The sequence below is a fragment of the Mesorhizobium sp. B2-3-15 genome, from assembly GCF_006442875.1.
Classification (GTDB): Bacteria; Pseudomonadota; Alphaproteobacteria; order Rhizobiales; family Rhizobiaceae; genus Mesorhizobium; species Mesorhizobium australicum.
This window is the reverse complement of the sequence record NZ_VFVO01000019.1, coordinates 1-17,380: the sequence shown is the minus strand read 5'-3', so window position 1 is coordinate 17,380 and position 17,380 is coordinate 1. Positions and strand designations below refer to the sequence as shown.

Below are 17,380 nucleotides of genomic sequence, written 5' to 3'. Positions count from 1 at the left end.
CATCAAACGCAGTGATCGGATCATCAGCGCTTTCGACTGGACCGCATTGTCCGAGGCCTCTAGACCAGCAGCATGCAGGAAACAAACCTAGAACTTTTTCCAACTGCCGAGCCCACGATCGACATCGTCCCAGGCCGCAAGCTGACGGCAAAGGCAGTGGCGCTCTATGCCGCTCCGTCCGATCATTTCGAGACGAAAGCCGTCGAGGAATTGCATCTTGGCTTCGACGGAATCGCGAATGACTTCCATTCCGGAATGACGCGGCGTTCCGGTGGGCGCGAGCCTTGGTATCCGCGCGGCACGGAGATGCGCAACGAGCGGCAATTGTCGCTGGTCGCCGCGGACGAGCTTTCGATCGTCGCCGAGCGCATGGGCCTGAAGGAGATCAAGCCGGAATGGATCGGCGCCAATATGCTGATCGAGGGTGTGCCACGTCTGTCGATGCTGCCGGCCGGCTCACTGATGTTCTTCCAAGGGGGCGTGACGATCAAAATCGACGCGCAGAACAAGCCGTGCCGGGTCGCCGGGCAGTCCATCGCCACGCATGTCCATGCATCGGATCGCGATGCAGCCGCGCTGCTCTTCCCGCAGACGGCGAAGCGGCTGCGTGGCCTTGTCGCCTGGGTTGAAAAACCCGGCGTGGTCAGGGTCGGCGAAGAGATTTCGGTGCGTGTGCCGGAGCAATGGATTTACAAGGCATAGCTACGCCGCCCGTAGGCGGCGCAGCTACTACGTTGGGCGTCAGCCCTTGCGGTTCTTGTTGACGCCTTGCGCCATGACGGAGACGTGGTCCCACTTGTCCCAGGTGGCGAGGCGGTTGGCGTATTCCTGGCGTATCATCGGCAGGCCGCCATCGCCGAAGAACACCCTCAGCGGCGGCTCTGCCGCATCGACGATGGCCAGCATCGCCGGCCCGGTCGCCTCGGGATCGCCAGCAACCGAGTTGGCGCGGCGCTCGGCCATCTTGGCGCGGGCGGGCGCATAGGCCTCGATCGGCTTGGAGACCTTGGCCGATGCTCCCGACCAGTCGGTGGAGAAGCCGCCCGGCTCGACCAGCGTGACATGGATGCCGAATTCCGCGACCTCGATGCTGAGCGACTGGCTGAAGGCTTCCAGCGCCCATTTCGAGGCATGGTAGAGGCCGAGCGAGGCAAAGGCGTTGACGCCGCCGATCGACGAGATCTGGATGATGTGGCCGGAGCGCTGCGCCCGCATGATCGGCAGGACAGCCTGGGTAACCCACAGCGCGCCGAACACATTGGTCTCGATCTGGTCGCGGGCTTCCTGTTCGCTGACTTCCTCGATGGCGCCGAAATGGCCGTAGCCGGCATTGTTGATGACGACGTCGAGCCGGCCAAAGCGCTTGTGCGCCTCGGCGACAGCGGCATCGACGGCTTTCTTGTCGGTGACGTCGAGCTTTATGGCGGCGATGTTGTCGCCGTATCTATCGACGAGATCGGCGAGCGTGCCGGTGTCGCGAGCGGTCGCTGCAACGCGGTCGCCACGCGCCAGTGCGGCCTCGGCCCAGACGCGGCCAAAGCCTTTCGACGATCCGGTGATGAACCAAACCTTTGATGTCATGATGTGGAATCCTTGCCCCTGCGGGCGCAATTTCTGGATGGAAGCGGAGGCTTCTCCGCTTTCGGGCATATACGGCCTATCCCGTGATTTTCCAGAGGCGAGGGGGAATCTTTTTGAATAAGACACAGAGCGCCATCTCCCCGGCAGTGGCGTCATTCCTCCTCGTCGTCGGCGTCGAGCAGGCGCGTGGCGCGCCAGCGCGTGAGCATGGTGTTGGTGTGCTCGATGACGAAGAAACGGGCGGAGTCGCGGTCATAGCCCTCGGCCAGCAGCTTTTCGTAATCGGTGTGCATGTGGCGGATGTGGGCGATCGTCGCCAGCCATACCGCGATCGTCGGCGGCAAGGTTTTCATATGGACCGAGCCGGCGTCGGTGCGGATCTTCTCCATGTCGGCATAAGGCGCCAGCGGCAGAAGTGCTGTCAAAGCCTTGGCGATGGCGCGGCGGCGGCCGGTGGGCGCGGTCATTGCTCCCCGCGCCCCTCAACGGTCGCCTCGGCAAAGGCATCGGTCGAGGTGAAATACGGTTTGATGTCGATGACCGGCGTGCCGTCGAGCACGTCGATGGCGTCGAGGTCGACGCGCCCAGTGCCGATGTCCAATCCGACGAGCTTGGCTATGTGCAGGCCGATTGGGTTCGGCCGGGCAGGGGAGCGCAGGCCGAATACGCCTTTCGCTTCAGCCGCATGGCGGGGTTTCTGCACAATCAGATTCCGCGGCGCGTGATGCAGCCAGGACAGGATGACGACGTGGCTGGCGCGCTCCAGCCCGCGCAGGCCCGCACGATAGGGCGCATCGATGGCCAGCACCGCGGGCTGTCCCGCCTCGCGCGCGGCGCGCATGTTCTTCGGGCAGCTATCCCGGGTGATCCACGGCGAGGCAATACGGCCGATGAAGACGATGCCGGCGTCCGGCGGCATCAAGGCCGGATCCTGGTCCAGTCTCTGCTCGCCTTCGCGAGCCTCGAACATCTCACGCGGTTCGGTCATTGCCTGTCTCTGTGCTGGTGCATGCCATTGTCTCAAAACCGCTAGACGTTTCGGGCTGATCCGGACCGGGAAATCACGCATGCGGCATTTTCTGGTCCGGAAGCGACATAGCGCTTGCAAGGTCGCCGAATTCGACATAAACATATGTTTATATCTTTTCAAAGAGAATACGCTGATGCATGTCTCGCTCGACACCATGGTGGATACGCTGAAGGCGGCGGCCGAATCCAGCCGCCTGCGCATATTGGCATTGTTGTCGCGTGGCGACCTCACCGTTTCCGACCTTACCGAAATTCTCGGCCAGTCGCAGCCGCGTGTCTCGCGCCACCTGAAGCTGCTGCTCGAGGCGGGGCTGATCGGCCGATACCAGGAAGGGTCGTGGGCCTTCTTTCGCCTGTCGGACGCCGATTCGGCGCGAGACTTCGTGATGAGGCTGGTTGCCGGCATTCGCGGCGCCGATCCGCAGATCGAGCGCGATCTGGAGCGACTGACCTCGGTCAAGCGCAAGCGCCAGGACCGCGCCACCGCGTACTTTTCGCAGAACGCCGCAAGCTGGGATCATATCCGCTCGCTGCATGTGCCCGATCGTGCGGTGGAGGCCGCGATGCTGAAGCTGGTCGGCAAGCGGCCGTTCCAGTCCATGCTCGACCTTGGCACCGGCACCGGGCGGCTGCTCGAAATCTTCTCGCCGCTCTACCGGCGGGGGATCGGCATCGACATGTCGCGAGAGATGCTGACCGTGGCGCGCGCCAATCTCGACAAGGCCGGCGTTTCGAACGCGCAGGTGCGGCAGGGCGATATCTTTTCGCCGCCGGTCGAGCGCGATGCCTTCGATCTCGTCACCATCCACCAGGTGCTGCACTATCTCGACGACCCGGCCCGCGCCATCCATGAGGCGGCGCGGCTGCTTCGGCCGGCCGGCCGTCTCGTCATCGTCGATTTCGCGCCGCACACACTGGAATTCCTGCGCGACGAGCATGCGCATATGCGGCTGGGCTTTTCCGACCGGCAGATCGGAGAGTGGTTCTCCGAAGCCGGCCTCGATCTCGAGGAGGCCCAGGAGTTCGAACCGCGCGGCGGCAACGAGGCCAGGCTCACCGTCAAGCTTTGGCTTGGCCGCGACCGGCGCTTGCTGATCGCCGATCCTGCCAATGCCAGCCAGCAGACCAGAGTGAGCTCGATAGGGGAAATCGCCTGATGAACCAGTTTCGTTTTTCCCGCCGGCCCGATATCGGCGACAAGGTCAGGGTTTCGTTCGAGTTCTTCCCGCCGAAGAACGACGAGATGGAGGCAAGGCTGTGGGATACGGTCACAAGGCTCGAGCCGCTGCAGCCGAAATTCGTCTCGGTGACCTATGGCGCCGGCGGTTCGACGCGTGAGCGCACGGCTCGCACCATCGGCCGTATCCTGAAGGAGACCAGCCTGACGCCGGCCGCGCACATGACTTGCGTCGACGCCGCTCGCCATCAGGTCGACGCCGTGATCCAGGAATTCACCGACATGGGGGTGAAACGCTTCGTCGCCTTGCGCGGCGATCCGGCGGAAGGCGTCGGCGCCGCCTACCGACCGCATCCGGACGGCTACGCCAACGGCGCCGAGCTGGTCGGGGCGCTGAAGGACGCCGGCGATTTCGACATCTCGGTTTCGGCCTATCCGGAAAAGCATCCGGAAAGCCCTGACTTCGCCACCGACATCGACATGCTGAAGCGCAAGGTCGACAACGGCGCGACGCGGGCGATCACCCAGTTCTTCTTCGACAACGATCTCTACGAACGTTACGTCGAGCGCGCGCGCCGCGCCGGCATCTACATCCCGATCGTTCCCGGCATCCTGCCGGTGCACAATTTCACCCAGGTCGCCAATTTCTCGGCGCGCTGCGGCGCGCTGGTGCCGGCATGGCTGGCCGAGCGTTTCGACGGCCTGCAGAACGACCCTCAAACGCATGCGCTGGTGGCATCCGCCGTGGCCGCCGAACAGGTTCTGGACCTGGTCGAGCGCGGCGTGGGCGATTTCCACTTCTACACAATGAACCGGGCCGACCTCGTCTTCGCGGTCTGCCATATGATCGGCATCCGCTCGCATGAGGTGGCGGGCTCCGCTGCTGCCTGAGGGTCAGTCAGGTAAGCAAAAGGCCGGGTAAAAACCCGGCCTTTCGAATCGGTTGGACTATTTGGTGCTGGTCTTCCCCGTCTTGGCGGGTTCAGGGAAGGACGCCGATAATGAGGGCGCCGATGAAAGCAAACGCAGCACAAATCATCAATGCGTTGATTGGCCTCGTAAGTCCCATGACATAGCCTCCTCTTAAAGAGCTATGCCCTGGAGTCTAGGTTCATTTGTGCCACAGGCAAGCGGAAAATGTGCTGCATTGCGACGTGATTGTGGATTTTGCGACTTCGGTTTCGCGGTTAGCCGTTGAAACTCCTTGGCAAAAACCCGCTTCATGCCTGTGAATAAATTATGGCGGTGGCGTGTCGATGCTGTGTCGTGGCAGCGCTACCCCCGCGAAACTCGCCTCCGACTTTCGCGATTGCACATGCCGAGCTCTAACGCCGTCCGAACACTCGCCCGTCGATTGTCAGAAGACCAAGTCCGATCAGCACCACACCGCCGATCTCGAACAATTCCAGCCGCTCGCCAAGGAAAAGAAAGCCGAGCAGCATGGCACTGGCCGGCACGATCAGCGTGACCAGCGAGGCGTTGGTGGCTCCGGCCGAGGCGACAAGGTTGAAGTAGAGGATGTAGGCGAAGGCTGTCGACAGAAGCGCCAGCGCCAGCACTGCCGCCCACACCGGCGGCGAGGCGGAGAACAGGCCGGCCGGGCCATGGGCGAAGAGCACGATCGGGATCATGATGATGGTCGAAGCCGTCAACTGCCCGGTGGCGACGACCGGCGAGGGCACGCCCTTGAAACGGCGGGCGACCATCAGCGCGATGCCATAGGAAAGCGAGGCGCCGATCAGCGCGAATTTGGCCCAGACAGGGCCGCCGAGCCCCGCCAGCAGGCCGGGACCGATCATCACGGCCGTGCCGGCGACACCGAGCCCGATGCCGGCGAGCTTGTTCCAGGACAGCTTTTCATCTGATGTCAACGCGTTGGCCAGGATCAGCGTCCAGAACGGCGTCGTGGCGTTGAGGACGGAGGCGACGCCGGCCCCCAATTGGGTTTGACCGGCAAAGATCAGCGAGAAGGGGATGACATTGTTGGTGAAGGCCAGCAGGAAGAACAGGCCGGCATGCGGCAGAGCGAGGCGGAAGGACGGTCCGCGCAAGCCGAGATAGAGCTGCAGGGCTATCGCCGCGATGGCGACGCGAAACAGCACCAGCACCAGCGGTTGGAGTTCCGCCACCGCGATGCGGGCGAAGAAGAACGAGCCGCCCCAGATGGCGCCGAGCAACAGCAACTGCCCCCAGTCCCTGAGCGTCATCGGTCCGCGTGGCGCAGATGCAGCGGTCACTGCCATATAAATCCTCCCCCAGACAGCCGGAATGCCAGCCGACAGGCGGAAGCCATATCTGGTTCGGCGGCAAGGGCCACCCGAAACCCGACCGGCAGCCAAGCCTTTCGGCAAAAGCCAGTGCTGTGCCGCAGGAGCACGAGACACAGAATTGTTTTCGTTGCAGCACCGCGCGCCTCCAGAGATGCGCAAAGGACGCTTGCAAGGCTCATCCCTGGCGCATGATCCCTTCCGAAGTCGAAATTAACTTTCGGGGTCATGCGCTAGCCGCTAGCTTGGATTAATTGTGCGAGCTGAAGTCGAGGATTCGTCCATGCAGCGATTCGAGAATGCAAGCGAGGCTGCACTGGCGCTTCGCCCGGACGACCCGGTCTACTGCTTCCGCCCGCAGGTCTTGAAGGCGGATGCGAAGCAGTTCATGGGCATGTTCCCCGGCAAGACCGCCTACGCGGTCAAGACCAATGGCGAGCAGATCGTGCTGAAGACGCTGGTCGAGGCCGGCGTCACCGCCTTCGACGTCGCTTCACCAGGCGAGTTCGCCGCCGTGCGCGCCGTCTCGCCCGATGCGGAGATGCTCTACATGCATCCGGTCAAGGCGCAGTCGGACATCAAGCTGGCTTTGGAGAAATACGGCATCCGCGTCATCTCGCTCGACCATGAGGACGAGATCACCAAGCTGACCCGCGTGGTGCGGGCGCTCGATATCGACCCGGGCGCGGTCAGCGTCTTCGTTCGTGTGCAGACAAAGGGCCATGCCGCCTACGAGCTGTCCAAGAAATTCGGCGCCGGGCCTGCCTATGCGGTCGAACTCGCCGAGCGGCTGAACCGCACCGGCTACAAGGTCGGCCTGTGTTTCCATGTCGGCAGCCAGATCGAGGATCCCGACACCTATGAGCGGGCGCTGGCCTCGGCCGACTGGGTGCGCAACCGGCTGACCTTTGACATTGCCGGGCTCGACGTCGGCGGCGGCTTTCCTGCCGAATACGGACATGATCCCAACCGCAAGCAGATCGAGATGCCGTCGCTCGGCCAGATCATGTCGCGGCTGTCCGGCGACCTGAAGGAATATCAGTTTGACCAGATGCCGCTGGTGGCGGAGCCGGGCCGGGTGATCGTGGCGCGCTGCCTGTCGCTGATCGTGCGCGTGCTGTTGCGCAAGGGCAAGCGGCTCTACATCAATGACGGCATCTGGGCCTCGCTGTCGGATTCCTGGACCGGCAAGATCACGCTGCCGGCGCGGTTTATCCCCGATCCGGCGATCCGTACGCGCAATGGCGATGAGAAGAACATCGTGCCGTTCAAGGTCTGCGGCGCGACCTGCGATTCCGTCGATATCCTGTCACGGCCGTTCTGGCTGCCAGAGACCGTCGACACCGGCGACTGGATCGAGATCGGCCATATCGGCGCCTATTCGCTGTCGCTGAGGACCCGCTTCAACGGCTTCTATCCCGATACCTTCGTCGAGGTCACGACGCCCTTCGACGAGGGCGACGCGCCGGTGGGGTTTGCAAGTTTGGAGACGATGGCGGATTAGGAAAAAAGGGGTGAGTAGTCAGTAGTCATGAGTAGTCAGTAGTCAGCAGGCACTACCCACTACCCACTACTCGCTCTCTTCACAATTTTCCCAACAGCTCAGGCGTCGGCCAGCCATCCACCGGCAGGCCAAGCCGCATCTGCTCCTTGCGGATGGCTTCACGGGTGTTGGTGCCCAAAATGCCGTCGACGGTGCCGACGTCGTAGCCCCTGGCCTCGAGCTTGGTCTGCAGTTCTTTCATCTGCTCATTGTTGAGGCCAGGCTCGGGATTGCGCGGGTCGAGCGGCGGCGCGCCCGCCAGCCGCGCGGCGAGATTGGCGGCGGTCAGCGCGTAGGTGAAGGACTGGTTCCATTCGAGATAAACGTCGAAATTCTCGTAGGTGAGGAAGGCCGGGCCCTTGCGGCCCATGGGCAGCGCCAGGCCGGCCTTCAGCCCCTTGTCGGCCAGCGGCGAGCCGTCGGGGTTGGTGACGCCCCACTGCGCCCACTGTGTCAGCGGCAATTTGTTGGTGCGCCCGGTCTGGTCCCACGGCATCTCTTCGGGCACACGCACTTCCTGGATCCAGGGTTCGTCCCGTTTCCAGCCGCGCGACAGCACCTTGTTGCCCGTGGTCATGATCACGTCGGGCACGGAGCCGCGCAGATCGATCTTGCCGTCGCCGTCGCCATCGATGCCGCGCGCAAGATAGTCGGATGGCAGGATCTGCGTCTGGCCGATCTCGCCGGCCCAGGCGCCGGTGACGTCGGCCGGCAGCACGCCGCGATCGATCAGTTCCAGGAGCGGCACCAGTTGCTGGCGGAAAAGCTGAGGGCGGCGGCAGTCATGCGACAGCGTCACCAATGCGCCCAGCGTATGGAAATCGCCCTGCACGGCGCCGAAATCCGTTTCAAGCGCCCAGAAGGCGGTGATGACCGGGGCCTGGACGCCGAACTGCTGGTCGGCGCGGGCGAAGATGTCGGCGTATTTCTTCATGTTCGCCGCACCTTGCTTCAGCCGGTAGGCCGAGATCATGCGGTTGGAAAACTGGACGAAGGTTTGCGTGAAGACGCCCTGCGCACGGTCGCGCGCCAGAGCCCTCTCGTCGATCCTGGCGTCCTCCAGCGCATCAAGACCGACCGCGCCGACACCGGCAGCCTTGGCTTCCGCCGCCACACCCTGCTTCCAGGTTTCGAAATCGCCGCCGCATTCCTGCGCCATCGCCGGCAAGGCCGTGGCGCACAAGAACAGCGCCGCGAGGGCTTGGGAACGCAGTCGCATCAGCTTCCTTTCGAAACGAGAGGGCATTGTCGTGCCTGAAAGCGCAACGCCCTGAATTACCAGCGGTTGCACTCTTTAGCGCTGGCTGTGTCGAAAGCAGGCGGCAGGCCCGGTGTCAACGGCTGATCTGTCGCAATCACTATTCCCGCGGCTTGCTGCCGTTGTCACGGTGTCAACGGGTGATCTGCCGCAACCCCCATTCCCGCGGCCTCGCTGCCGTTGTCACGGTGTCAACGGGTCTTCTGCCGCAACGACCTTTCCCGCGGCTTCGCTGCCGTTGCCACGGTGTCAACGGGTGATCTGCCGCAACCCCCATTCCCGCGGCTTGCTGCCGTTGCCACGGCGTCAACGGGTGTTCTGCCGCAGCCACTTGTTCCAGGCGGATTCGGAGCCGTTGAAGACGTTGATGTCGGACTTGCCGGTCATGCCGGGAACGATGCCGGTTCCGGTGTACTGCCAAAAGGTGAAAGGGTGGCTGCCATATTTCTCGCGCGGGTGTCCGGCGACCGAGCGCAGCCAGTAGGGATAGCCGCGGAAGGTCGACAGTTCATTGTCGTCGAAGAAGTCGACCGAGGTGTAGATGATCGGCTTCTTGCCGTAATACCGCTCGACGATTTCGAGGAAGGTCGTCATCTCCGCGCGCACCGTGGCGGCGTCGGGGCGCAGCCGGCAGGTCGGCGAGTTCGGGTTCCATTCCATGTCGAGAACCGGCGGCATGGCGGAGCGGTCGACGGGGACATTCTGGATGAACCAGCGCGCCTGGGTGGCCGCCGGAGTGCAGAAATAGAAGAAATGATAGGCCGCGCGTGGAATCCCGTTGGCTTTCGTGCGCGCCCAGTGTTCGCTGAAATACTCATCGAAACGGTCGCCGCCTTCCGTTGCCTTGATGAAGGCGAAGGAGATGCCGCTGGCCTTGGCCGCCGGCCAATCGACCGAGGTCTGGTATTTGGACACGTCGGTACCATGGACGGCATAGTTCCACGGCGCACCGCTGTCCCACTCATGCGGCTTTGAATCGGCAAAGCGCGGCGCGCGCACGGCCACCGCCGGACTGCTCGACGCGGATGGCGACAGCGGCGAGAGATCGTCCACGGTCGAGCAGGCGCCGAGCAGCGTCAGCATGAAAAGGACCGCAAGACGGCGCATCGCAACTTCCAAGCCGGAATCAGCCGGTCGCTGATGGGTCTGTGCACTGATGGCCGAAGCTGGTCTGGCCCCTCCAGGCGATCGCCCCACGCATCGCCTGGCATATTCGTTTTTCGTGCATGTCGTTGTCCCAAAACCGCTGAGCGCTTTTGGCCGACATGCACCCCTGTGATCGCCGATCATGGTTGATATCTGGTTTATGGCGGTCGACAAGAGGCCCGATTTTGCGGAAGCAATGGCGGCAATTCGATGACATAAGCGTCAGGCGAATGCCTGGGAGGCAATGGATGCGGTTCGTCGTCAAGATCGTCAAATGGCTGCTTGGCCTGATCGTGCTGGCTATCGCCGCGCTGTTTGCCTGGCTCTATATCGCGCCGCCGGAACTGATCCGCGTCGGCTCGGGCTATTCGGCCAAGATCGTCTGCTCCAACGTCTTCATCGCCGGCCGCGACGCCAACGAAGTGCTGGCCGTCGATGTGCAGGCGCCGGGCCACCCGCTGCTGCGCTTGATGCGGGTTTCGGTCGACAAGAACCGGGGGACGGTTTCGGCCGGCCTGCTCGGCTTCCTCGGCAAGAGCGAGGCGGTTGCCCGCGACGGGCTGGGCTGCGCCTCGGTCCCCGACGGCGATGTCGGCAAGGCGCGGCGCACGGCAATCCATGCCTCGCCATCGCCGGCCAATCAGGACGCGCTGTGGCCCGAGGGCGAGCGGGTCGATGCCTCGCAAAATCTCGAGGTCTCGAAGATCGTCGGGGATGACGCGCTGGCCGGCACCGGCATGCGCGCGATCGTGGTGATCAAGAACGGGCGCGTCGTCGCCGAACGCTACGGCGACGGTTTTTCGGCCAAGACGCCGCTGCTCGGCTGGTCGATGACCAAGACAGTGAATGCCGCTATCGTCGGCACGCTGGTCAAGGATGGGAAGATGACGGTCGACAACAAGGGCCTGTTCACGCCATGGAAGGCCGACGGCCGCGCCGCGATCAGCCTTGCCGACATGATGGCAATGTCGAGCGGGCTGGAGTTCAACGAGGATTATGGCGACGTCGCCGACGTCACGCGCATGCTCTATCTCGAACCTGACATGGCGGGCTTTGCCGCAACCAAAACCCTCACCGGTGAGGTCGGCAAGACGTTTTCCTATTCGAGTGGCACGGCGGTGATGCTGTCGCGCCTCTGGCAGGACGCGATCGGCGACAAGGCCAAGGCATTGACGTGGCCGCGCATGGCGCTGTTCGAGCCGCTCGGCATGCGTAGCGCGGTGCTCGAGACCGACGAGCAGGGCACTTTCGTCGGCTCGTCCTATCTCTACGCCACAGCGCATGACTGGGCCCGCTTCGGCCAGTTCCTGCTGCAGGGCGGTGTATGGAACGGCAACCAAATCCTGCCGGCCGGCTTCGTGGAATGGATGCGCGAGCCGGCATCCGCCTCGAAGGTCTACGGCAAGGGCCAGTTATGGATCGAAGCGCCGGGCGACGAGGAAAACCCCGGCGCCGGCGTCGCGGCCGGGCTGCCGAAGGACACTTACTGGATGGAGGGCCATGACGGACAGACCGTCGCCATCATTCCGTCTGAGCAATTGGTGGTGGTGCGGCTCGGGCTAACGCCGGCCAAGTTCAACTACCGCCCGCAAGCAATGGTGGGGGCGCTCGTGAAGGCGCTGCATTAAGCGGCAGTCGGTTGCTGTAGAGTTTCTTCTAGGCCGCGGTCGCCAAAGGCTTGGCGCGATCAATCCGCGCCCGCTCCTCGGGTGAATTCATGACCTGCCAAAGATCGCTGCGGCGCTGCACGTTGAGCCAGAAATCCGGGCTGTTGCCAAAGACCCGCGCCAGAATGAGCGCGGTCGCGGCCGTCACGTTGCGGCGGTCGTTGCACAATTCGTTGACATGCTTGCGCTGAACCCCCATCGCTTCCGCCAAAGCAGCCTGTGTCAGGCCAAGTGGTTGCATAAATTCTTCCGTGAGGATTTCACCCACCGTTGCCGGCTTGCGTGTGGTCATCAACATGTGTCGTCTCATCTGTAGCTATGATCGTCGAGATGGATATCCGACGCTTCACCACGGCCGCCATTCCACCGAAAGATCAGCCGCCATTGGTTGTTGACGCGGATTGAGTGGAAGCCATCGAGACTACCACGCAACTTTTCGAAATGATTGCTCGGCGGTACGCGCAAATCCTGATCGGTCGTCGCGTCATCGATCATCTGGAGCTTGCGGAACAACCGGCCTTCAAGATCGGACGGAATGTTGCGGGAATGGATGTCTTCCACGAAAAAGGCTCGCAGCCATCCGTCCCCGAAACCCGACGATCACTTTCTATCTCCAGCATGGAGATAATGTACCACCCTTTGGGTCATTCTGCAATCGCGAAGGGCGAACCCTGCTGATCGCGTTCACCGGATTGACCTTGGAATTGGAGCGTTGGGCCGCCGATGGCGAAAGCGCGCCGGGTTCTACGGCTGTTTTGTCTGCGATGTCAGATGCCGAGCTTGATCACAGCCAGCCAGGAATAACCGTGATAAAGCGTGCGGAAACGGAAGGTTGCGCCGGTTCGCTCGGCTTCCGATTCCAGAACGTCGCGCAGGGATTCACGCGGCGTGACGTGGAATTTTTTCAGCCAGCCGCGCAGCAAGGTGCGGAACCAGCCTGGCAGACCTTCCTGCTGGCCGAAATCGACGACGTGCAGCGAGCCCATCGGGGCCAGCGCGGCAAGTGCTGCCGATACCGTCTTCTCCCAGCCCGGGATCATCGACAGCGAATAGGATACGAAGACGCGGTCGAAGCTGCCTTGGCCAAACAGCGCCTTCGCGTTGAAATCCGTGGCATCGCCCCTTGCCAGCATGACGCGATCAGAGAGGCCTTCGCGGGCAACCGCGGCGCCTGCCGTCTCCAGCATTTCGGCCGAAATATCGAGGCCGAAGAAGCGCGCGTCTGGATAGGCGCGGGCGGCGAGGATGATGTTGCGGCCGGTGCCGCAGCCGAGTTCCAGTACGGTGCCGCCCGATGGCACGTCCAGTCCCGATATCAGCTTGTCGCGGCCGAGCAGGTAGTATTTGCGGGTCAGGTCGTAGATGTGGCGCTGCCAGCGGTAGACGCCGTCCATCAGTTCGGCGTGGCTGGCCGGCAGCTCCGTCGTGCTCATGCCGCGCGCTTCACATAGAGGTGGAAGCCGCCATAGATGGCCGAGCGGTCGCGGGCCGAGAATTCGCGCGAGGCCTCGTTCTGGTAATCCCACTGGTCGAGAAGCGAGGTGGAAACGCGGCCCGGCAGCAGGCTGGGCTCGGCAGCGGTGCGGAAAATGACGCGCGCCCCAGTGGAGGCGGAGCGGGTGATTTCCGACCACAGTGCATTGAGCTGGTCATCGGTCATCCAGTCCTGCGCGTCGAGCAGGATGAAGCGGTCGACGGCGCCGGCATCCTTGCCGGCGAGGAATTCGATCAGGTTGGCGTGATGGATGGCGACGCGGTCGACATTGCCGCGGATGGTCTCGTAATTGTGCTTTTCCAGATAGGCGGGCAGGGCGGCCTCGCCTGGTTCCGGGTAGCGGCGAGCAAAGGCCTGCCAGGCGAAGTAATTGTTTTCCAAGGGGAAGTCGCAGGCAAGCTTTTCCAAGCGGGCCTTAAGCACGCTGGCCATGGTGCCGTCGCCGGAGGTGATCAGCGAATCATACTGCGCCGGCGGAATGCCGAGACCGAACAGCGAGGCTTTTCGCGAGGTCGCCCATTTCAGAAGCTTCCTGTCGAAGACCGGCGCCAGCTCCTCGTTGAAGAAGCGGCGCTGTTCGCCGATATTCCTGGCTTCCATCATGCGGGCCGGGTTGACGCCGAACAATTTCGCCGTGCGGTGGCCCATGGCGATGAACAGGCCGAGCAGGCCGGTCTGGTAGAAATTGCGGTCGAAGACACCAATACGCCGGCGGCCGCGCCAGTTGCGGTGTTCCCAATAGTGGCGGCTGACCGGGTCGAGATGCGGCGCGATGAAACGGTCGTAGGCTTCCGAATTGTGGCTGGTGTCGGCGGCGCCGAAGAAGCGGAACAGGTCGCTCTGCGAAGGCAGATGGCGGACTGCCTCAAGCTTCATGCGGTTCAGCGCGATGTGAGCGGCGTTGAGGTCGACAGCGTCGATCCGTGCCGGCGAACGGGTAAGGTAGGCCAGGATGTTGCAGCCGCCGGAAGCGATGGTGACGACGCGATGACCCTGGCCAAGTTGCATCGCGTCCATGTCGACGTCAGGATCTTCCCAGATCTGCGGATAGACAAGGCCGGAAAACAGGAAGGCGAACAGCCGCTCGGAAATGCCAGCTTTCGAAAGCGCGCGGTTCTGGTAGACGGCTTTTCCAACTTCCTTGCCGCGGCGAAAAACCAGGTCCGAGGAGACGTCCGTCATGGCAAAGTGATTCCCCATTTGCTTTGCCGCAAGCGGGTATCGCAGGGTCATGACAGGCCGGTGACAGCCTGTTGACGTCTCTCTTACAGCTTGCCAAACCCGCCCGGCGTCGGCGTCGTCACGATGACGGCCTCGCCAGCGTCGAGAACGGTCTGGTCGCAGGCCTTCAGCACGTCGACCGTGCCGTCGTTGCGGCGGACCTTGGTCGAGCCGACTTCGCCGTCGCCGCCGCCATCCAGCCCCCGTGGCGGGCGGTTGCGGTGCGAGGACAGGATCGCGCATTCCATCTTCTCGAGGAAGCGGATGGTGCGTTTGGTGCCGTCGCCGGCGTTCCATTTGCCCTTGCCGCCCGAGCCTTCGCGGATGTGAAAATCCTCCAGCACGACGGGAAAGCGCAGTTCAAGCACCTCCGGATCGGTTAGGCGCGAATTGGTCATATGGGTGTGCACGCCGGAGGTGCCGGCAAAGCCGCGGCCGGAGTTCATATGGCCGGCCGGCGAGCCGGAACAGATGGTCTCGTAATATTGGTACTTCTTGTTGCCGAAAGTCAGGTTGTTCATCGTGCCCTGCGCATTGGCCATCGCGCCCATGGCGCCGAACAGCGCATTGGTTACGTGCTGCGAGGTCTCGACATTGCCGGCGACGACGGCGGCAGGATAGGCGGGCTTCAGCATGCAGCCGTCGGGAATGACGATGTTGATCGGCCTGAGGCAGCCGGCATTCATCGGGATCATGTCCTCGACCATGACGCGGAAGGCGTAGAGCACGGCCGCGCGCGCCACCGGCTCAGGGGCGTTGAAATTGTTCTTCATGACAGGCGACGTGCCGGTGAAGTCGACGGTCGCCTCGCGCTTTTGGCGATCGACCGTGATCTTCACCTTGATGACCTGGCCGGTATCGGTCGGATATTCATATTCCGACGTGTCCGGCAGCCGCTCCAGCACCCGGCGCACGCTCTCGGCGGCATTGTCCTGGACATGGCCCATATAGGCCTCGACGACATCAAGTCCGAAATGGGAGACCATCTTGCGCAGTTCGGCGACACCCTTCTCGTTGGCGGCAATCTGTGCCTTGAGATCGGCGATGTTCTGGTGCGGGTTGCGGGCGGGGTAGCGATGATCGGTGAGCAGCGTATGCAACTCCGTCTCGCGGAATTTTCCGCCGTCAACGATGCGGAAATTGTCGAACAGAACGCCTTCCTCGTCGACCGTGGTGGCGAGCGGCGTCATCGAGCCCGGGGCGGTGCCGCCAATGTCGGCATGGTGGCCGCGCGAGGCCGCCCAGAAGAGGATGTTTTTCCTGATGTCGTCGAACACCGGTGTCACCACGGTGATGTCGGGCAGATGCGTGCCGCCATTATAGGGGGCATTCAAGGCAAAGACGTCGCCGGGATGGATGTCGCCGGAGTTGAGCCGGATAATGGTTTCGACCGAACGGTCCATGGAGCCGAGATGCACCGGCATGTGCGGCGCATTGGCAACCAGCGCCCCGGTGTGGTCGAAGACAGCGCAGGAAAAATCCAGCCTTTCCTTGATGTTGACGGAATAGGCGGTGTTCTGCAGCGTCACGCCCATCTGCTCGGCGATCGACATGAAGAGATTGTTGAAGACTTCGAGCATCACCGGATCGGCTTGCGTGCCCAGGGCAGCGGCGCGCGCTTTCTTTTCCGTGCGGCGTATAACGACGTGATTGAGGTTGGTGATTTCGGCCCGCCAGCCCGGCTCGACGACGATGGTCTGGTTTGGCTCGATGATCAAGGCGGGGCCGGCGACCAGATTGGACGGTCCGAGGGTCTCGCGACGGTAGGCGCCAGCTTCATGCCACTGGCCTTCCGTGAAGATTAGCCGGGTCTCGGAAGCGGCTGGATGGACCCTTGCCGGTCCGGCAGGCGCATGGGCCTCGGCGCTGGTCTGGCCGGTTTCGGTGCCCTCGACGCCGACGGTCTCGACCACCATCGGCTTGTCGTCATAGACGAAACCGAATTGCGCTTTGTGGGCGATTTCGAAATCGCGCTTTGCCTGGAAAATCGAGTCGTTCTCAAAATTTACCGGCAGCGTCGTATCGGTGCCGTCATAGCGAATGTGCAGCACCGGCCTGGTGGCAACCGCGTCCTCGGCGATGCCTTGCGCCGCCAGCTCCGCGATAACGGCCTTTTTCAAGGTGGCGACGAGGCCGCCAATCTCCGTTCTGGACTCTTCGGCGAGCGGCTTGAGCAGCGCCTGCTGGCGCGAGGCGAACACCGAGGCCAAGCCGATGCCATAGGCCGAAAGCAGGCCGGAGAAGGGATGGATCAGCACGGCCTCCATGCCAAGCGCGTCCGCGACCAGGCACGCGTGCTGTCCGCCGGCGCCGCCGAAGCAGTTCAGGAGGTATTCGGTGACGTCGTAGCCGCGCTGCACGGAAATCTTCTTGATCGCATTGGCCATGTTCTCGACCGCGATGGTGACGAAGCCCTCGGCGACCGATTCGGGCGGCCGGCCATCGCCGATCTCGGTGGAAAGTGCCGCGAATTTCGCACGCACGGTTTCCGCGTCGAGCGGCGCGTCCTGGCTGGAACCGAAGATCGACGGGAAGAAGTCGGGCTGCAGCTTGCCGAGCATCACATTGGCATCGGTCACCGCCAACGGGCCGCCGCGCCGGTAGGCGGCGGGGCCGGGATTGGCGCCCGCGGAGTCCGGTCCGACGCGGAAACGGCCGGGCTCGTAGTGCAGGATCGAGCCGCCGCCGGCGGCGACCGTGTGGATGCGCATCATCGGCGCGCGGACGCGCACACCGGCGACTTCCGTGTCGAAGGCCCGTTCATACTCGCCGTCATAGTGGGCGACGTCGGTGGACGTGCCGCCCATGTCGAAGCCGATGACCTTGTCGAAACCGGCGAGCTTCGCCGTCTCGACCATGCCGACCACGCCGCCGGCCGGGCCCGACAGCAATGCGTCCTTGCCCTGGAACATGTCGGCGGCGGTGAGCCCGCCAGAAGACATCATGAACATCAGGCGAGGGGATTCGTTGTTTTTTCCCGCCGCACCCGGTTCTCC

Annotated in this window: 15 protein-coding genes and 1 pseudogene; 5 read left to right on the top strand and 11 right to left on the bottom strand. The window is 63.2% G+C overall.

Features of this window, described 5'->3' with window-relative positions:
• The first annotated feature begins 72 nt into the window (after positions 1–72).
• Positions 73–702 (top strand): MOSC domain-containing protein, encoded by a 630-nt coding sequence (locus FJ954_RS29225; protein WP_140665280.1) that lies wholly within the window; start codon positions 73–75, stop codon positions 700–702.
• A gap of 39 nt (positions 703–741) precedes the next feature.
• Here FJ954_RS29225 and FJ954_RS29220 read toward each other — a convergent pair whose 3' ends face one another.
• From FJ954_RS29220 to tsaA, 3 genes are all read right to left on the bottom strand, one after another.
• Positions 742–1,581 (bottom strand): SDR family oxidoreductase, encoded by an 840-nt coding sequence (locus FJ954_RS29220; RefSeq protein ID WP_015317179.1) that lies wholly within the window; start codon positions 1,579–1,581, stop codon positions 742–744.
• A gap of 152 nt (positions 1,582–1,733) precedes the next feature.
• Positions 1,734–2,048, bottom strand: coding sequence for a DUF2293 domain-containing protein (locus FJ954_RS29215; protein ID WP_140665277.1), 315 nt, complete (start codon positions 2,046–2,048; stop codon positions 1,734–1,736).
• Entirely contained in the window at positions 2,045–2,569 is a 525-nt protein-coding gene (gene tsaA / locus FJ954_RS29210; RefSeq protein WP_140665275.1) for a tRNA (N6-threonylcarbamoyladenosine(37)-N6)-methyltransferase TrmO, read from the bottom strand. The genes FJ954_RS29215 and tsaA overlap by 4 nt, the downstream gene beginning before the upstream one ends.
• A 175-nt stretch (positions 2,570–2,744) precedes the next feature.
• Here tsaA and FJ954_RS29205 point away from each other — a divergent pair, with 175 nt between their 5' ends.
• Positions 2,745–3,767 carry a metalloregulator ArsR/SmtB family transcription factor gene (locus FJ954_RS29205; RefSeq protein ID WP_140665272.1) on the top strand — a complete coding sequence of 341 codons (1,023 nt, stop codon included), beginning with the start codon at positions 2,745–2,747 and terminating at the stop codon, positions 3,765–3,767.
• Positions 3,767–4,678 (top strand): methylenetetrahydrofolate reductase [NAD(P)H], encoded by a 912-nt coding sequence (gene metF / locus FJ954_RS29200; RefSeq protein ID WP_023769638.1) that lies wholly within the window; start codon positions 3,767–3,769, stop codon positions 4,676–4,678. The genes FJ954_RS29205 and metF overlap by 1 nt, the downstream gene beginning before the upstream one ends.
• Positions 4,679–5,112: 434 nt before the next feature.
• On the opposite strand, the gene FJ954_RS29195 is transcribed toward metF, so the two are convergent.
• Positions 5,113–6,030 carry a DMT family transporter gene (locus FJ954_RS29195; RefSeq protein ID WP_140665269.1) on the bottom strand — a complete coding sequence of 306 codons (918 nt, stop codon included), beginning with the start codon at positions 6,028–6,030 and terminating at the stop codon, positions 5,113–5,115.
• 307 nt (positions 6,031–6,337) lie between these two features.
• Between FJ954_RS29195 and FJ954_RS29190 the strand changes: the two genes are divergently transcribed.
• A complete protein-coding gene (locus tag FJ954_RS29190) occupies positions 6,338–7,558 on the top strand; it encodes an alanine racemase (protein ID WP_140615602.1) in 1,221 nt (406 codons plus the stop codon).
• Positions 7,559–7,637: 79 nt separating this feature from the next.
• On the opposite strand, the gene FJ954_RS29185 is transcribed toward FJ954_RS29190, so the two are convergent.
• Together FJ954_RS29185 and FJ954_RS29180 are read right to left on the bottom strand one after the other, a co-directional pair.
• On the bottom strand, positions 7,638–8,816 hold the full coding sequence (locus tag FJ954_RS29185) for a lytic murein transglycosylase (protein WP_140665266.1): 1,179 nt from the start codon (positions 8,814–8,816) through the stop codon (positions 7,638–7,640).
• Between the two features lie 345 nt (positions 8,817–9,161).
• Positions 9,162–9,962 (bottom strand): GH25 family lysozyme, encoded by an 801-nt coding sequence (locus FJ954_RS29180; protein ID WP_140665264.1) that lies wholly within the window; start codon positions 9,960–9,962, stop codon positions 9,162–9,164.
• Between the two features lie 287 nt (positions 9,963–10,249).
• On the opposite strand from FJ954_RS29180, the gene FJ954_RS29175 reads away from it, so the two are divergent.
• Complete coding sequence (locus tag FJ954_RS29175) at positions 10,250–11,629, top strand: serine hydrolase (protein ID WP_140615606.1); 1,380 nt, start codon at positions 10,250–10,252, stop codon at positions 11,627–11,629.
• Positions 11,630–11,657: 28 nt separating this feature from the next.
• Here the strand turns inward: FJ954_RS29175 and FJ954_RS29170 are convergent, their stop codons facing one another.
• From FJ954_RS29170 to FJ954_RS29150, 5 genes and pseudogenes are all read right to left on the bottom strand, one after another.
• A complete protein-coding gene (locus tag FJ954_RS29170; protein WP_015317189.1) occupies positions 11,658–11,966 on the bottom strand; it encodes a HigA family addiction module antitoxin in 309 nt (102 codons plus the stop codon).
• An 8-nt stretch (positions 11,967–11,974) separates the two neighbouring features.
• Positions 11,975–12,262 (bottom strand): annotated as a pseudogene (locus tag FJ954_RS29165) (type II toxin-antitoxin system RelE/ParE family toxin); the annotation flags it as partial.
• A gap of 173 nt (positions 12,263–12,435) precedes the next feature.
• Entirely contained in the window at positions 12,436–13,101 is a 666-nt protein-coding gene (locus FJ954_RS29160; RefSeq protein WP_015317191.1) for a class I SAM-dependent methyltransferase, read from the bottom strand.
• Positions 13,098–14,396: a DUF3419 family protein gene (locus FJ954_RS29155; RefSeq protein WP_041163423.1), complete on the bottom strand. Its 1,299-nt coding sequence runs from the start codon at positions 14,394–14,396 to the stop codon at positions 13,098–13,100. Before FJ954_RS29155 ends, FJ954_RS29160 begins: the two co-directional genes overlap by 4 nt.
• Before the next feature lie 32 nt (positions 14,397–14,428).
• Positions 14,429–17,380: hydantoinase B/oxoprolinase family protein (locus FJ954_RS29150; protein ID WP_140665261.1), on the bottom strand; the 2,952-nt coding region annotated here is incomplete at its 5' end.

Coding starts and splice junctions, on each gene's coding strand:
- FJ954_RS29225 (WP_140665280.1), top strand. CDS start 73: ATGCAGGAAACAAACCTAGAACTTTTTCCAACTGCCGAGCCCACGATC.
- FJ954_RS29220 (WP_015317179.1), bottom strand. CDS start 1,581: ATGACATCAAAGGTTTGGTTCATCACCGGATCGTCGAAAGGCTTTGGC.
- FJ954_RS29215 (WP_140665277.1), bottom strand. CDS start 2,048: ATGACCGCGCCCACCGGCCGCCGCCGCGCCATCGCCAAGGCTTTGACA.
- tsaA (WP_140665275.1), bottom strand. CDS start 2,569: ATGACCGAACCGCGTGAGATGTTCGAGGCTCGCGAAGGCGAGCAGAGA.
- FJ954_RS29205 (WP_140665272.1), top strand. CDS start 2,745: ATGCATGTCTCGCTCGACACCATGGTGGATACGCTGAAGGCGGCGGCC.
- metF (WP_023769638.1), top strand. CDS start 3,767: ATGAACCAGTTTCGTTTTTCCCGCCGGCCCGATATCGGCGACAAGGTC.
- FJ954_RS29195 (WP_140665269.1), bottom strand. CDS start 6,030: ATGGCAGTGACCGCTGCATCTGCGCCACGCGGACCGATGACGCTCAGG.
- FJ954_RS29190 (WP_140615602.1), top strand. CDS start 6,338: ATGCAGCGATTCGAGAATGCAAGCGAGGCTGCACTGGCGCTTCGCCCG.
- FJ954_RS29185 (WP_140665266.1), bottom strand. CDS start 8,816: ATGCGACTGCGTTCCCAAGCCCTCGCGGCGCTGTTCTTGTGCGCCACG.
- FJ954_RS29180 (WP_140665264.1), bottom strand. CDS start 9,962: ATGCGCCGTCTTGCGGTCCTTTTCATGCTGACGCTGCTCGGCGCCTGC.
- FJ954_RS29175 (WP_140615606.1), top strand. CDS start 10,250: ATGCGGTTCGTCGTCAAGATCGTCAAATGGCTGCTTGGCCTGATCGTG.
- FJ954_RS29170 (WP_015317189.1), bottom strand. CDS start 11,966: ATGTTGATGACCACACGCAAGCCGGCAACGGTGGGTGAAATCCTCACG.
- FJ954_RS29160 (WP_015317191.1), bottom strand. CDS start 13,101: ATGAGCACGACGGAGCTGCCGGCCAGCCACGCCGAACTGATGGACGGC.
- FJ954_RS29155 (WP_041163423.1), bottom strand. CDS start 14,396: ATGACCCTGCGATACCCGCTTGCGGCAAAGCAAATGGGGAATCACTTT.